Here is a 13,980-nt window from a genome sequence, read left to right as displayed (position 1 = left end):
GGTTCAGTCGAGAACATCTTCGGCTTCTGCCATGAACCCAGAGGCAGCTTCCTCTGCGCTCATGCGATCGAAGTAGACCTCTTCTTCGTAGCGGCCGAGGATATCCGGCACGGCACTGAAGCCCACCGGGGGCACTGGCTCGGCTTCCCCGACTTCATCTTCGATCTCGGTGAGGAACTCCGCCGAGCGCTGGTCGTAGCCTTCCAGGTCGTCGAGGATGTGATCCAGAACCTCCTGGTTCGGCGGAACGCCACGCTCGGTGAGCAGGATCTCCCCGGCCTCCGGTGAGTTGACGAAGAAATCGATGAACAACTGGGCTTCCTCCGGATGGTCGGTCCCGGCATAGACGGACAGCTGTTGGGAGGGCTTCATCCACACTCCGTTCTCCGTGGCAGTGCCAGCCTGGCTAGGCAGGCGTAGCAGCTCAATCTCGGAGCCGGATGCGTTGGCCACACTGGTCAGCTCATTGGACCAGATGGACCCCATGGCGGTCATGTTCGTGCTGACCGGCCGTTCCTCAATGCCGCCGTCGAAGGCCTCAGACAGCAGCTGGATAGGTGGGGTGCCGCCGTCGGCGATCATCTCGTCAGTGAGGGTGAGGTACTCGGTCAGCTGATCCTCGCTCAGTCCCAGTTGCCCTTCTTCGGTCACCAGGGTGGAGCCATGTTGGCGTAGCCAGGCTTGGAGCATCCCGTCGCCGGTGGCGCCGCTACTGCCATAGGCGTCCTCAAGATTCTCGCTGAGCTCCACGGAGAGTTCGTAATAGTCGTCCCAGGTCCAGGTGGTGTCATCGGGCAGGTCAATTCCGGCTTCGTCGAAGAGATCCACGTTAGCCGCGATGGTCAGGGCATTGGTCCCCACGGTGATACCGAAGAGGCCTTCCTCGGTACGGCCGGTGTCCACCACGTTCTCATCGAGACCAGAGGTGTCGACCTCGGTGAGGTCCAGCAGCGAGTCGCGGTCGGCGTACTCCCGCAGATAGACATCGTCCATTTGAAGGATATCGGGGGCGTCGCCGCCGGCTACCTGGGTGGTGAGCTGGTCCCAGTACCCTTGCCAGTCGCTGTACTCCGGTTCCACCGTGATGTGGGGGTAGTCGATATACGTGAAGGGCCCGACGTCGTCGCGCTGTCGACGTCGGGCCCTTCACGGGTCATGGGGTTCAGTTCAGAGCGTCTTCAGCCTCCTGAATGAAGTTTTCCGCGGCTTCTGCAGGAGTCTGGCGTTCGAAGTAGACCTCCTGCTCATAGCGGCCCAGGATGTCCTGGATGGCGCCGTAGCCGGCTGGCGGCACCGGCTCGGCCTCGCCGACTTCATCGCCGATGTCGACCAGGAACTCCGAGGCACGCAGATCAGCCCCATCGAGGCTGTCCAAGACGGTCTCTTGCAGGTCCGTGTTGGGGGTCAGTCCACGCTCGGTCTGCAGGATTTCCGCGGCTTCCTCCGAGTTGACGAAGAAATCGATGAACAACTGGGCTTCCTCTGGGTGATCGGTGCCGGCGAAGACCGAAAGCAACTGTGAGGGCTTGTACCAGGATCCGTTGTCCTCAGCACTGCCGCTTTGGCTGGGTAGGCGCAGCGGCTGCAGTTCTGCGCCCGAGGCGTTCTCTAGGCTGGGCATCTCATTGGACCAGCGCATGTGCAGTGCCGCCTCGTTGGTGCCGATGAGACTCTCTTCCGGACCGGCGTCCCAGGTCTCGGCCAGGTGCGCCGGGTCCGGAGTGCCGCCTTCCTGGACCATGTCCAGGTTGTACTGGAAGAACTCCTCGGCCTCGGCGGCGTCGAAGCCGAGTTCGCCGTCCTCGGTGACCAGTTGGCTGCCGTTCTGACGTAGCCAGGCCTGCAAGGAGGCAATCCCGCCGCCGGTGGTGGACCCGTAGGCGCCCTCGAGGTTGTCACTGAGTTCCACGGAGATCTCGTGGAAGTCCTCCCAGGTCCAGGTGGTGTCATCGGGTAGCTCAACGCCGGCCTCCTCGAATAGGTCGGGGTTGGCCACCACGGTCCAGGTGTTGGTGCCTACGGTGACGCCAACCAGACCGTCCTCGGTGGTGCCTGCGTCAACGATCGCCTCGTCGAAGTCGGAGACATCGACCTCGGTGAGATCCAGCAGGGTGCCCCGGTCGGCGTATTCGCGGAGGTACATGTCATCCATCTGGAAGACATCCGGTGCATCCTGGGCTGCGGTTTGGGTGGCCAGTTGATCCCAGTAGCCCTGCCAGTCGCTGTATTCGCCGGCAATGGTGATATCGGGGTGTTCGGCCTCGAAAGCTTCGATGACCTCGTAGGTCAGGTCGGCGCGGTGATCGGAGCCCCACCAGGCGAAGCGCAGTTCGACGCCGTCGTCATCGTTGTCACCGCCGCCACAGGCGGTCAGGGCCAGTGCGCCGATGAGTCCCGCGCCGGCCAGGCGGATGCTGGGGCGGAGGGAGCGGTTACGGCGGCCGGCATGGCGGTCAGAGTGCAGAGAACGGGTGCGTGACATGGATTCCTTCGGACGGAGAGAGTACTCATCAGAGGTTCAATGAACCTTTTGCGCCAGACTATCGTGATGAGGCTCATACGTTCAAAGTGGGGACGCTTAAGTCCTCCATCCGCCGCGACTGCTCGACGGCAGGAGCCCAGACGCAGCCGCCTGCATCAGCAGACGAGCGTCCAGGCTCCTGAAGGGATGTATCAGCTGAAGAGGTGCTGGTCTCGAGTCCATTCGGCGCTGGTGGGGCCGAAGTGCTTCAGGATGACCAATTCCTCCGAGGGGGAGGTGTTCTTCACGGTGACGCCGGCACGAGCAGCCTCGGCGGTGACGAAGTACTCGTCATAGGTCAGCTGGCCATAGCGGATCAATGTCGGTGATTCCAGAGGCTGGGTATCCCCGCCGGTGGTGGTGATCTCCCCGCGCCCAGCCACCACGATGAACCCGTAGGCGTCCTGATCGTCCACGCTCACCGAAGCACCCGGTGCCACAGTGAGCTCCTTGGCGCTAAAGGCTTCCGAGCGATAGGTGACCCATTTCTCTCGGTAGCCGGGGTCGCCGTCGTCGTGAGCGCTCTGAGAGGCGGAGGTCTCCACTGGCGGTGTGAATCGGCTGGACCAGAAGTTCGGGTCGGTGTTGAGCTCCCAGTCGATAAGGTCGACCACGAAGTCCAGGTCACCGTGATGCTCGGTGGGAATGTCCTTCCAGAGCAGTTCATCGCCTACTTCGCGGTGGTTGGACCAAGACTCACACATGGCGAAGACATCCGAGGCGGCCTGCGGCTCGTAGGTGCACACGCTGGCTGGGGCGTGCAGTACCCCAGCGGGAACATCCCACCCAGTCCCCAGGGTGATCCGGTAAGCCTTGGAGAGCTCAGTGATGCGGTTATCCCCGCCGCGGAGGAAGGCGGCCAGCTTGTCCTTGACCTGCTCGCGGGTCACCTCCGGGTGCAATCCGAAGTAGGTGACTCCCACCTCACCGAAGTGGTCGTTCATCTGCGGTGGGTAGTAGTACGCCTCCGGTTTCGGCTCCTTGCCCACCAGCTGGGCGTGCTCATGCCGGTGATGAATATGGAAGGGTAGGGGTGCTTGATTGTCGAAGAACTTGGAGTACATCGGCCAGGCGCGGTGGCTCTCCCAGAGGTCCCCAATCGCCCGAGCACCGAAGTGTTCGATGAATTCGTCGAAGGGGACGACGCCGCCGTCAGGGTCCACAGCCAGGGATAGTCCCTCATAGGGATCAGTCAGAGGTCCGTTCTCAGCTCGCACCGCGGAGGCCAGCCAGCGCTCGTCAATACCGCCGCGGTCCTTGGCCAGTGGGAAATAGTCGTTAGGGTGCAGTTTCAGTCGCCGACCAGGTGTGCAAAAGGCGCGCGGTACCCAGGCCGGAGCCAATCGCACCACACCGCTGGCGAAGGCTCGGTCCATCGCCTGTGCAGAGGTTGTTACGCCCTGATACGGCCCTGCTGTGGTCATCTGCTTACTCCTCGAGAAGTCAAAGGCGGTGAAGGGGAGTCCGACGACGACGTCGCCCCTCGTAAATCGTTTCATTGAACTGACAGTGACGCTAGTCACCTGAGGATCAGCATGTCAATAGAGAGACGAGCGTGAAATGTGACAGGGTATATCGCACAAACTGTCTCCTACTGTGCGAAGAGGAATTCTCGTGCCGTTCACCCTTCCGCCCGAGCCGACCACCCCGATGACGAGCGAGGCCGGGAGTTTCACCCTGGGCATCGTCGGGGCTGGCCAGTTCGCCGGTAGTTTCGCAGCGCTGTGGAATCTGCACCCGAATGTCGTCCAGTTGAGGGTGACTGATGTGCTGCCCGAGCGGGCGGAGAAACTAGCTGCACGTTTCCCCAGGGCTGAGGTGGTCGCCAGTTTCGAGGACATGCTGGCCTCTGATGTGGATGCGGTGGCGATTTTCACTCAGCGCTGGACCCACGGACCATTGGTGGTGCAGGCCCTGCAGGCGGGAAAGCACGTCTACTCGGCGGTGCCGATGGCGGTTGAGATCACTGAAATTGAGCAGATAATCGCAGAGGTTGAGCGCACCGGTCTGATCTACATGATGGGTGAGACCAGCTACTACAATCCCGCCACGGTGTACATGCGGCACAAGATCCGAGCCGGAGAGCTCGGCCGGGTCTTCTATGCCGAAGGCGACTATGTCCATGACATGGACCTAGGCTTCTACGCTGCCTATCAGTACAGCGGTGGGGAGAACTGGAAAGCGACGGCGTCGTATCCGCCCATGCTGTACCCGACCCACGCGGTGGGGGGTGTGCTGGGAGCATTGCCTGCCCGGGCCGTGAGCGTCAGTTGTATAGGAATCGAAGATGATCGCGGCGACGGGGTCTTCGACCGCGAGGTCAGCCAGTTCAACAACAGCTTCTCCAATGCCACCGCGTTGTTCGAACTCTCCGATGGCGGAGCGATGCGTACTAACGAGATGAGACGAGTGGGATATCCCTCGCCGATCCGGGAATCAAGGTTTCGGTTCTTCGGCACAGAGGCCAGCTTCGAACAGTTGGCCCACCACACGGTATGGAATGACAAGAAGGACTCATACGACATCTCCGAGCAGTTCATTCCGGTGCGGCGTGGAGCAGAGACCCTCCAGGAGGTTGATCCCGACCTGCGGGCCGCCTTCAGCTCCGGAACTGCCCCGGTCCACGAAACTGCCCGATTGCCTGCTGAGTTCGACGGTGCTCCCAATGGGCATGAAGGTTCCCACCACTACCTCGCCGATGACTTCGCACGGGCCGTGGTCACCGGCCAGCAGCCACCGGTAGATGCCCACCGGGCGGCAATTTTTACTGCCCCGGGGATCATTGCTCATACCTCTGCCTTGGAAGGCGGTATCCGTCTACCCATCCCGGACTTTCGTGAGGCTTCAGGCTCCGAGTGAGCTCCTCAACCAGGCTCGGGTAGCATCGCGGTCTATGGCGACCTCATCCTCCCTCGGTGCGGAGAGCCGCCGTGCCACATTGCTGGAGATCCTGCAGGCGCAGGGGCGGATCAGCATCGCCGAGGCTGCCGATAACCTCGACGTCTCCCCGATGACCCTGCGGCGGGACCTCGCCGATCTTGAAGCTGCCGGTCGGCTCCGCAGGGTTCGGGGTGGCGCCGTCGCCCCACCCCAGCCGCGTAGTTTTGCCGAACGCAGTGCGCGCCGGGCGGCTGCCAAGCGCACGATCGCGCAGAAGGCCCTGCAACTGGTGCCTGCAGAAGGGATGTGCGCGGTCGATGCCTCCTCCACCGCGGGTGTGCTGCTGGCGGGCCTGAGTGAGGCAGCCGACCTGACCGTGGTGACCAATTCAGCGGAGAACTTCGAGGCTGCGGCTGGTAAACCAGGTATCACCCCGGTGCTCATCGGTGGGCATCGGCAGGCCACCACCCGCAGTTTCGTGGGACCGCTGGCTGAGCTTGTGGCCTCGTCAGTGCACTGCAGCCGGTTCTTCACCTCGGCCGCCGCGCTGGACGCCACCTGGGGGAGTTCTGAATCCACTCCAGAGGAGGCCTCGCTGAAGCGCACTGTTGTCGAGCACTCGGATTCCACAGTACTGCTGGCTGATTCCTCCAAACTGGAAACCCGTGCCGCCGCCCGGGGAATTGCGCTTGAGGACGTCGACTTACTCGTCACTGAGCTGGATCCCTCCGATTCCGCACTGGACCCCTACCGCGAGCTCATCGACCTCGTGTAGACAGGACATGAGTCACATCCCACTCATTGATCTACATCACAAGCAGTGATAGTTTGTGTTCGATTGAACAGAATCGAACATCCCGTGGAACTGGCAGAGGAACAGGGGTCCCCATGGACAAGCAGGCCACCGTCTCCGCGCTCATCGAGCGCTCCAACCGATTGGGTTCTGACCCGAAGAACACCAACTACGCCGGCGGTAACACCTCCGCCAAGGGCACCGACCGTGACCCGGTCACCGGTGAGGACGTCGAACTGCTCTGGGTCAAAGGTTCCGGCGGTGACCTCGGCACCTTGAAGGAATCCGGCCTCGCCACCCTCCGGCTGGACCGGATGCGTGCCCTGGTGGACGTCTACCCGGGCGTGGATCGTGAAGATGAGATGGTCGCTGCCTTTGACTACTGCCTCCACGGCAAGGGCGGGGCAGCCCCCTCCATCGACACCGCGATGCACGGGCTGGTCGACGCCAAGCACGTCGACCACCTCCACCCCGATTCCGGTATCGCCATCGCCACGGCCGCTGACGGCGAGGAGCTGACCCGCACCATCTTCGGTGACAAGGTCGTCTGGGTGCCTTGGCGTCGCCCCGGCTTCCAGCTGGGTCTGGATATCGCCGAGATCAAAAAGCAGAACCCGCAGGCCATCGGCTGCATCCTCGGCGGCCACGGCATCACCGCCTGGGGGGACACCTCGGAGGAGTCCGAGCAGAACTCGCTGTGGATCATCGACACCGCCCAGCGTTACATCGACGAGCACTCCACACCGGAACCCTTCGGCCCTGCGCTGGAAGGCTACGCTGCTCTGCCGGAGGATGAGCGCCGGGCCAAGGCGGCTGCGCTGATGCCGACTATCCGCGCCATCGCCAGCCAGGACAAGCCCCAGGTGGGGCACTTTACCGACGACGACGTCGTCCTCGACTTCCTCGCCCACGCGGAACACCCGCGCCTGGCTGAGTTGGGTACTTCCTGCCCGGACCACTTCCTGCGCACTAAGGTCAAGCCCTTGGTGTTGGACCTGCCAGCCGATGCCGACATCGACACCGCCAAGGCTCGCCTGCGTGAACTACACGCCAGCTACCGCGAGGACTACCAGGCCTACTACGACCGGCACGCCGATGCTGACTCACCCGCCATCCGCGGGGCGGACCCGGCCATCGTGCTGGTGCCCGGGGTGGGCATGTTCAGCTTCGGCAAGGACAAGCAGACCGCCCGGGTGGCCGGTGAGTTCTACATCAACGCCATCAACGTGATGCGCGGGGCTGAGGGGATCTCCACCTACACTCCCATCGACGAGCGGGAGAAGTTCCGCATCGAATACTGGGCGCTGGAGGAAGCCAAACTGCAGCGGATGCCCAAGCCGAAAGAGCTGGCCACCCGCATCGCTCTGGTCACCGGGGCAGCCTCCGGGATCGGACGGGCTATCGCTGAACGGCTCGTCGCTGAAGGGGCTGTGGTTGCCATCGCTGATCTCAATCTTGACAAGGCCCAGGAGACTGCCGCGGAACTGGGTGGCCCGGATAAGGCCATTGGGGTTGCCGCCGATGTCTCGGATGAGGCCGCGGTCCAGCGGGCGGTGGATGAGACGCTGCTGGCCTTCGGTGGTCTGGACATCGTGGTGAACAACGCCGGGCTGAGCCTGTCGAAATCCCTGCTGGAGACCACAGAGAAGGACTGGGACTTACAGCACGACGTCATGGCCAAGGGCTCCTTCCTGGTCTCGAAAACTGCCGCGAAGGTTCTCATAGAACAGGAACTCGGCGGCGACATTCTCTACATCTCGTCGAAGAACAGCGTCTTCGCCGGCCCCAACAACATCGCCTACTCCGCGACCAAGGCAGACCAGGCCCACCAGGTGCGCCTGCTGGCCGCTGAGCTGGGTGAGCACCAGATCCGGGTCAACGGGATCAATCCCGACGGCGTGGTGCAGGGCTCGGGCATCTTCGCCTCCGGCTGGGGTGCCAACCGCGCTAAGACCTACGGCATCGAGGAAAAGGACCTGGGCAAGTTCTATGCTCAACGCACGATCCTCAAGCGGGAAGTGCTGCCCCAGAACGTCGCCAATGCCGCCTTCGTGCTGCTGAGCCAGGACATGTCCCACACCACGGGACTGCACGTACCGGTCGACGCCGGGGTGGCCGCAGCCTTCCTGCGCTGAGGCACTGAACCGCTCAGGCAAGGAGTCAGGACTGATATGAGTACGACGACGCATCTCGCCGTGGATCTCGGCGCCTCCTCCGGACGCGTGGTGATGGGCAGGATCGGACCCGACACTCTGGAACTCCACGAGGCCGCCCGCTTCGCCAACGGCCCGGTGGACCTGCCCGACGGGCTGCACTGGAACCTGTTAGGGCTCTATGAGAACGCCCTGGCCGGACTCAGCAGTGCGGTACGGCAGGCCGCCTCGGATGGCACCGGTGCGGTCAGCATCGGGATCGACTCCTGGGCGGTGGACTACGGGTTGTTGCGCGGCGAAAGCCTGCTCGGCACCCCGTTCCACTACCGCGATTCCCGGACCGAACGCGGGGTGCAAGCGGTCCACCAGAAGGTGCCCTTCGAAGAGCTCTACCGCCGCAACGGATTGCAGTTTCTGCCGTTCAACACGCTGTACCAGCTGGCCGCTGAAGACCTGTTGAATGACGCCGAGGCGCTGCTGCTGCTCCCGGATCTGCTCGGCTACTGGCTGACCGGCCAGCGACTCACTGAGGCGACGAACGCCTCCACCACCGGGCTGCTGAATGTGCACACCCAGGACTGGGACACCGAGCTGATGGGTCAACTCGGCGTTGACCCGGGTCTCTTCACACCTGTGGCACCCTCGGGCACCACCCTGGGGCAGACCCGTGAGTCCCTGACCGGGTTGCTGGCCGGACAGCGACTACCGGTGACCTTAGTGGGTTCACATGACACAGCCTCCGCGGTCGTCGGGGTCCCGCTCTCCAGTAGGGACGCGGCGTATATCTCCTGCGGAACCTGGGGGCTGGTCGGCCTGGAACTCGACACTCCCGTGGTGACCGAGGAGTCGCGGGCGGCGAACTTCACCAACGAAGGCGGCGTCGACGGTCGCACCCGTTTCCTCACCAATGTGATGGGTACCTGGCTACTTTCGGAAACACTGCGGATCTGGGAGCAGGATTCCGGGCAGCCACAGAACTTGCCCGCCCTGCTCGATGCCGCCGCCCAGGTGCCCGATGTCGACGTCGTCGTCTTCGATGTCCAAGATGAGCGGTTCGTGCCACCGGGGAATATGCCCGAACGCATCGCCGCCCTGTGCGCGGAGACCGACCAGCCCGCACCCACGGAGAAACCACAGATCGTCCGAGCGATCGTGGAGTCGATCGCCGCCGGGTTCGCTCGCGCCCTCGACGATGCCGCCCGGCTGGCCGAAAAGCCTGTCGATGTGGTGCACCTGGTCGGTGGTGGTTCACTCAATGCCCTGCTGTGCCAGGCCACGGCCGACCGCTCGTCTCGCCCGGTGATCGCCGGCCCGGTCGAGGCCACCGCCATCGGCAATCTGCTCATCCAGGCGCGCACCGCCGGGACGCTTTCGGGCACCCTGGAGGAACTGCGCGAACTCATCACTCGCACCCACGAGCCCATCACCTATCGCCCGCGGGCGACATAAGCTACAGAGGATTACGTACCTCTAAGGAGAATCCATGGTCCAGCGTCAGATCCCCAAGCCCCGCGACCTCGCGCCGCTGATGCAGTTTAAGAAGTTCGACTTCAATGCATCCCGGCGCCGGCTCTCGGCGGCACTGACTATTGAGGATCTGCGCGCCATCGCCAAGCGCCGCACACCCAAGGCTGCCTTTGACTACACCGATGGTGCCGCCGAGGGGGAACTCTCCCTGGCTCGGGCGCGGCAGGCCTTCGAAGACGTGGAGTTCAACCCCTCGATCCTGCGGGACGTCTCCACGGTGGACACCTCCACCGAGATCTTCGGCGGACCTTCGGCCTTGCCATTCGGTATCGCCCCGACCGGGTTCACACGACTGATGCACACCGAAGGTGAGGTCGCCGGAGCTGGGGCCGCCGGGGCGGCCGGTATCCCCTTCACTCTCTCCACCCTGGGCACCACCTCCATTGAGGAGGTCAAGGCGGCCAACCCGCATGGGCGCAACTGGTTCCAGCTGTATGTGATGAAGGACCGGCAGATCTCTTACGAGCTGACTGAACGGGCCTCGGCCGCCGGGTTCGACACGATTTTCTTCACCGTGGACACTCCTATCGCTGGGGCGCGGTTGCGGGATAAGCGCAACGGGTTCTCCATCCCGCCGCAGCTGACGATCAACACGATTCTCAACGCGATCCCCCGGCCGTGGTGGTGGTACGACTTCCTGACCACCCCACCGTTGGAGTTCGCATCCCTGACCTCCACAGGAGGCACCGTCGGGGAGCTGCTGGACAAGGCGATGGACCCTTCCATCAACTTTGAAGATTTAAAGACCATTCGCGAACTGTTCTCCGGCAAACTGGTGGTCAAGGGCGTGCAGAACGTCGAAGACGCCAAGAAGCTCGCCGATCTGGGAGTCGACGGTATTGTGCTCTCCAACCATGGGGGGCGGCAGCTGGATCGGGCCCCGGTGCCGTTCTACCTGCTGCCGGAGGTGGTCCGGGAGGTCGGCAATGACCTCGAGGTCACCCTGGACACCGGGATTATGAACGGCGCTGACATCGTGGCTTCCCTGGCGCTGGGAGCGAAGTTCACCTACATTGGCCGGGCTTACCTCTACGGGCTCATGGCCGGTGGCCGGGCCGGTGTAGACCGGACTATCGAGATCCTCACCGACCAGATCGTGCGCACGATGAAGCTGCTGGAAGTTTCCGAGGTCGGCGAACTGGAGCCCAAGCACGTCACCCAGTTGCGTCGGCTGCAACCGCGCAGCACCGCCGCTGTGACTGCCCCACACTGAAACTGCACCTGCCTTGACCCGCCGTGCGGGGAACACTCCGCAGCGGGATGTACGACGGCTCCGGGAATATGCCCGGGCTGATTCCCGGAGCCGCCAGGGAGATGGGGTGTGAGGCGGGTTTATTTCTCTACGGCGACGCGCTTCTTGTTCCAGACGTCGAAGGCGACCGCGAGCACCAGCACCACACCCCGAACCACATTCTGGGTGGACTGGTCGATGCCCATGATCTGCATCCCGTTGGACATCACCGCCATGATGAGTCCACCGATGATCGCCCCCTGGACCTTGCCCACACCGCCGGTGACCGCGGCCCCGCCGATGAACGCTGCGGCGATGGCATCGAGCTCGAACATGTACCCGGCTCCAGGCTGGGCGCTGTTGGAACGAGCCGAATACACGATGCCGGCGATCGCGGCGAGCACTCCCATATTGACGAAGAGCAGGAAGTTGACCCGCTTGGTCTTCACTCCGGAGAGCTTCGCGGCCTGCAAGTTACCGCCCATGGCGTAGATGTGTCGGCCAAACACGGTGCGCTGGGTGACGAACCCGTAGATGAGAACCAGGGCGGCCAGCAGGATCAGCACAATGGGCAGCCCCCGGGCATTGGCCAGACGCCACGCGAAGGCCAGAATCACCGCAGCGACCACGAGGATTTTCACTGCGAAGAGCCACAGCGCCTCCACCGGCTGCTTATACTTCAGCTTCCGCATCCGCACCCGCCACTGCTGGACTGCGAAACCCAGCACCGCCAGCACGCCGATGAGCAGAGTGAAGACGTCATACCCAGGACCGCCGAGTAGCCCGTTGAGGAAGCCTCCGGCGATCATCTGGTACTCGGAAGGGAAAGGGGAGAGCGAGACATTGTCCAGAGTCTGCATGGTCAGTCCGCGGAAGATGAGCATCCCCGCCAGGGTGACGATGAACGCAGGGATCCCCACGATGGCGACCCAGAACCCCTGCCATATCCCCACCAGCACACCGGTGATGAGCGCGGCGATGATCCCCACCCACCAGGGCATGCCTTCTCGGATGACGACGACGGCGGCCACCGCACCGGTCAGCGCCACCACCGAGCCCACCGAGAGGTCGATGTGTCCGGCCACGATAATCATCACCATCCCGATGGCCAGGATGAGGATGTAGGAGTACTGCAGTACCAGGTTGGTGATGTTGCCCGGGGAGAGCAGCGTCCCACCGGTCAGGATGGTGAACAGCACCACAATGAAGACGAATGCAACGTAAATCCCGCTCTGACGGATATTGCGCGTCATGAGCTCCAGCAGATTCGATGTACCTGCCATCGGTGGTTTCTCCCCTCAGTCCGTGGCCGCTGCGACAGTGTCAGCGGGTTCTTGGGTCATCAGCTCCATCAGGCTTTCCTGGGTGGCCTCCTCCGCACGCTGCTCTCCAGTGATCCGACCTTCAGAGAGGGTGTAGATGCGGTCGCAGATACCGAGCACCTCCGGTAGTTCCGAGGAGATGACGATGATTGCCTTCCCGGAGGCGGCAAGTTTGTTGATGATGGAGTAGATCTCGTACTTGGCGCCGACGTCGATCCCACGGGTGGGTTCGTCGAGGATCAGCACCTCCGGCTCGGTGTAGAGCCACTTGCTCAGCACCACTTTCTGCTGATTGCCTCCGGAGAGTTGCCCGACCACGGACATCACCGAGGGTGCCTTGATGTTCAGTGACGTCCGGTAGCGCTCGGCCACGGCGATCTCCTCATTGCCGTTGACCACCCCGCCGGTGGCGATCTTGTGTAACCCCGCAGCGGTGATATTGCGTCGGATGTCCTCAATGAGGTTCAGTCCATAGCGTTTGCGGTCTTCACTGACGTAGGCGATCCCGTGGTCGATGGCCTCGGAGACGCTGGTGAGCTTGACCGGTTCGCCGTGCAGATAAGCGGTGCCAGAGATGTCCCGGCCGTAGGACTGGCCGAAGATGCTCATGGCCAGTTCCGTCCGGCCCGCCCCCATGAGCCCGGCGATACCGACGACTTCCCCGGCGTGCACCTTCAGGCTGGCCCGGTCGACCATCACCCGGCCCGGCTGGGTCGGGTGCATCACCGTCCAATCCTCGATGCGGAAGACCTCTTCACCGATGACCACATCACGTTCGGGGTACATGTGCTCCATGTCCCGGCCGACCATGCCCTTGATGATCCGGGGTACGAGGTTCTCCCCGGTGTGCATATCGATGGTCTCAATGGTGCTGCCATCGCGTAGCACCGTGGTGGCATCGGCGATCGAGGCGATCTCGCCCAGTTTGTGGGAGATGATGATGCACGTGACTCCCTCATCCCGCAGCCCACGGATGATGCTGAGCAGGTGCTCGGAGTCGTCGTCGTTCAATGCTGCGGTCGGTTCGTCGAGGATGAGGAGTTTGACGTTTTTACTCAGGGCCTTGGCGATCTCAACGAGTTGCTGCTTGCCCACGCCGAGGTAGCCCACCGGTGTGACGGGGTTTTCATCCAGCCCCACCTTGTGCATCAGCTCCACAGCCTTGGCATTGGCCTCGTGCCAGTTGATGACCCCGCCGGTGGCGACTTCGTTGCCGAGGAAAATGTTCTCCGCCACTGAGAGGTGAGGCACCAGCGCCAACTCCTGGTGGATGATGACGATGCCGCGTGCTTCGGAGTCGTTGATCGACTGGAAGCTGACCTTTTCGCCGTCAAAGACGATGTCGCCGTCATAGCTACCGGCGGGGTGGACGCCGGAGAGGACCTTCATCAAGGTGGATTTCCCGGCGCCGTTCTCCCCGCAGATGGCGTGGATCTCGCCGCGGCGAACGGTGAGGGTGACATCGCGCAGAGCGACGACGCCGGGAAACCGCTTGGTGATGGACCTCATCTCAAGGATGTGGTCGCTCATGACCTGCTGCTCCTTCTCGAGGG

General features: G+C 63.0%; 10 protein-coding genes. 5 read left to right on the top strand and 5 right to left on the bottom strand.

Annotation, left to right across the window (positions count from 1 at the left end; all coding sequences use genetic code 11):
* Positions 1-3: 3 nt before the first annotated feature.
* The 3 genes from H578_RS13930 to H578_RS0106905 all read right to left on the bottom strand — a co-directional run bounded on the left by H578_RS13930 (position 4) and on the right by H578_RS0106905 (position 3,945).
* The gene (locus H578_RS13930; RefSeq protein WP_281163349.1) at positions 4-1,086 is read right to left on the bottom strand and encodes an ABC transporter substrate-binding protein; all 1,083 of its coding nucleotides are present in this window, start codon (positions 1,084-1,086) and stop codon (positions 4-6) included.
* A gap of 76 nt (positions 1,087-1,162) precedes the next feature.
* On the bottom strand, positions 1,163-2,482 hold the full coding sequence (locus H578_RS0106910; RefSeq protein WP_022872963.1) for an ABC transporter substrate-binding protein: 1,320 nt from the start codon (positions 2,480-2,482) through the stop codon (positions 1,163-1,165).
* A gap of 191 nt (positions 2,483-2,673) precedes the next feature.
* Positions 2,674-3,945 (bottom strand): cupin domain-containing protein, encoded by a 1,272-nt coding sequence (locus H578_RS0106905; protein ID WP_022872962.1) that lies wholly within the window; start codon positions 3,943-3,945, stop codon positions 2,674-2,676.
* Between the two features lie 226 nt (positions 3,946-4,171).
* Here H578_RS0106905 and H578_RS0106900 point away from each other — a divergent pair, with 226 nt between their 5' ends.
* From H578_RS0106900 to H578_RS0106880, 5 genes are all read left to right on the top strand, one after another.
* Positions 4,172-5,380, top strand: coding sequence for a Gfo/Idh/MocA family protein (locus H578_RS0106900; RefSeq protein WP_028464027.1), 1,209 nt, complete (start codon positions 4,172-4,174; stop codon positions 5,378-5,380).
* Positions 5,381-5,414: 34 nt separating this feature from the next.
* Positions 5,415-6,176, top strand: a complete 762-nt coding sequence (locus tag H578_RS0106895) for a DeoR/GlpR family DNA-binding transcription regulator (protein WP_022872960.1) — start codon at positions 5,415-5,417, stop codon at positions 6,174-6,176.
* A gap of 113 nt (positions 6,177-6,289) precedes the next feature.
* Complete coding sequence (locus tag H578_RS0106890; RefSeq protein ID WP_022872959.1) at positions 6,290-8,329, top strand: bifunctional rhamnulose-1-phosphate aldolase/short-chain dehydrogenase; 2,040 nt, start codon at positions 6,290-6,292, stop codon at positions 8,327-8,329.
* 36 nt (positions 8,330-8,365) lie between these two features.
* Positions 8,366-9,796, top strand: coding sequence for a rhamnulokinase (locus H578_RS0106885; protein ID WP_022872958.1), 1,431 nt, complete (start codon positions 8,366-8,368; stop codon positions 9,794-9,796).
* 34 nt (positions 9,797-9,830) lie between these two features.
* A complete protein-coding gene (locus tag H578_RS0106880; RefSeq protein WP_022872957.1) occupies positions 9,831-11,087 on the top strand; it encodes an alpha-hydroxy acid oxidase in 1,257 nt (418 codons plus the stop codon).
* A gap of 119 nt (positions 11,088-11,206) precedes the next feature.
* On the opposite strand, the gene mmsB is transcribed toward H578_RS0106880, so the two are convergent.
* Complete coding sequence (gene mmsB, locus H578_RS0106875; RefSeq protein ID WP_022872956.1) at positions 11,207-12,388, bottom strand: multiple monosaccharide ABC transporter permease; 1,182 nt, start codon at positions 12,386-12,388, stop codon at positions 11,207-11,209.
* A gap of 15 nt (positions 12,389-12,403) precedes the next feature.
* A complete protein-coding gene (gene mmsA, locus H578_RS0106870; RefSeq protein ID WP_022872955.1) occupies positions 12,404-13,957 on the bottom strand; it encodes a multiple monosaccharide ABC transporter ATP-binding protein in 1,554 nt (517 codons plus the stop codon).
* Between the last annotated feature and the right edge of the window lie 23 nt (positions 13,958-13,980).

This window comes from Nesterenkonia alba DSM 19423 (assembly GCF_000421745.1).
GTDB lineage: Bacteria > Actinomycetota > Actinomycetes > Actinomycetales > Micrococcaceae > Nesterenkonia > Nesterenkonia alba.
This window is presented reverse-complemented; position numbering and strand designations above follow the sequence as displayed.

What these genes read in the sequence shown, in the direction of transcription:
- H578_RS0106885 (WP_022872958.1), top strand. Translation starts at nt 8,366, where the DNA reads ATGAGTACGACGACGCATCTCGCCGTGGATCTCGGCGCCTCCTCCGGA.
- H578_RS0106895 (WP_022872960.1), top strand. Translation starts at nt 5,415, where the DNA reads ATGGCGACCTCATCCTCCCTCGGTGCGGAGAGCCGCCGTGCCACATTG.
- H578_RS0106890 (WP_022872959.1), top strand. Translation starts at nt 6,290, where the DNA reads ATGGACAAGCAGGCCACCGTCTCCGCGCTCATCGAGCGCTCCAACCGA.
- H578_RS0106910 (WP_022872963.1), bottom strand. Translation starts at nt 2,482, where the DNA reads ATGTCACGCACCCGTTCTCTGCACTCTGACCGCCATGCCGGCCGCCGT.
- H578_RS0106905 (WP_022872962.1), bottom strand. Translation starts at nt 3,945, where the DNA reads ATGACCACAGCAGGGCCGTATCAGGGCGTAACAACCTCTGCACAGGCG.
- mmsA (WP_022872955.1), bottom strand. Translation starts at nt 13,957, where the DNA reads ATGAGCGACCACATCCTTGAGATGAGGTCCATCACCAAGCGGTTTCCC.
- H578_RS0106880 (WP_022872957.1), top strand. Translation starts at nt 9,831, where the DNA reads ATGGTCCAGCGTCAGATCCCCAAGCCCCGCGACCTCGCGCCGCTGATG.
- mmsB (WP_022872956.1), bottom strand. Translation starts at nt 12,388, where the DNA reads ATGGCAGGTACATCGAATCTGCTGGAGCTCATGACGCGCAATATCCGT.
- H578_RS0106900 (WP_028464027.1), top strand. Translation starts at nt 4,172, where the DNA reads ATGACGAGCGAGGCCGGGAGTTTCACCCTGGGCATCGTCGGGGCTGGC.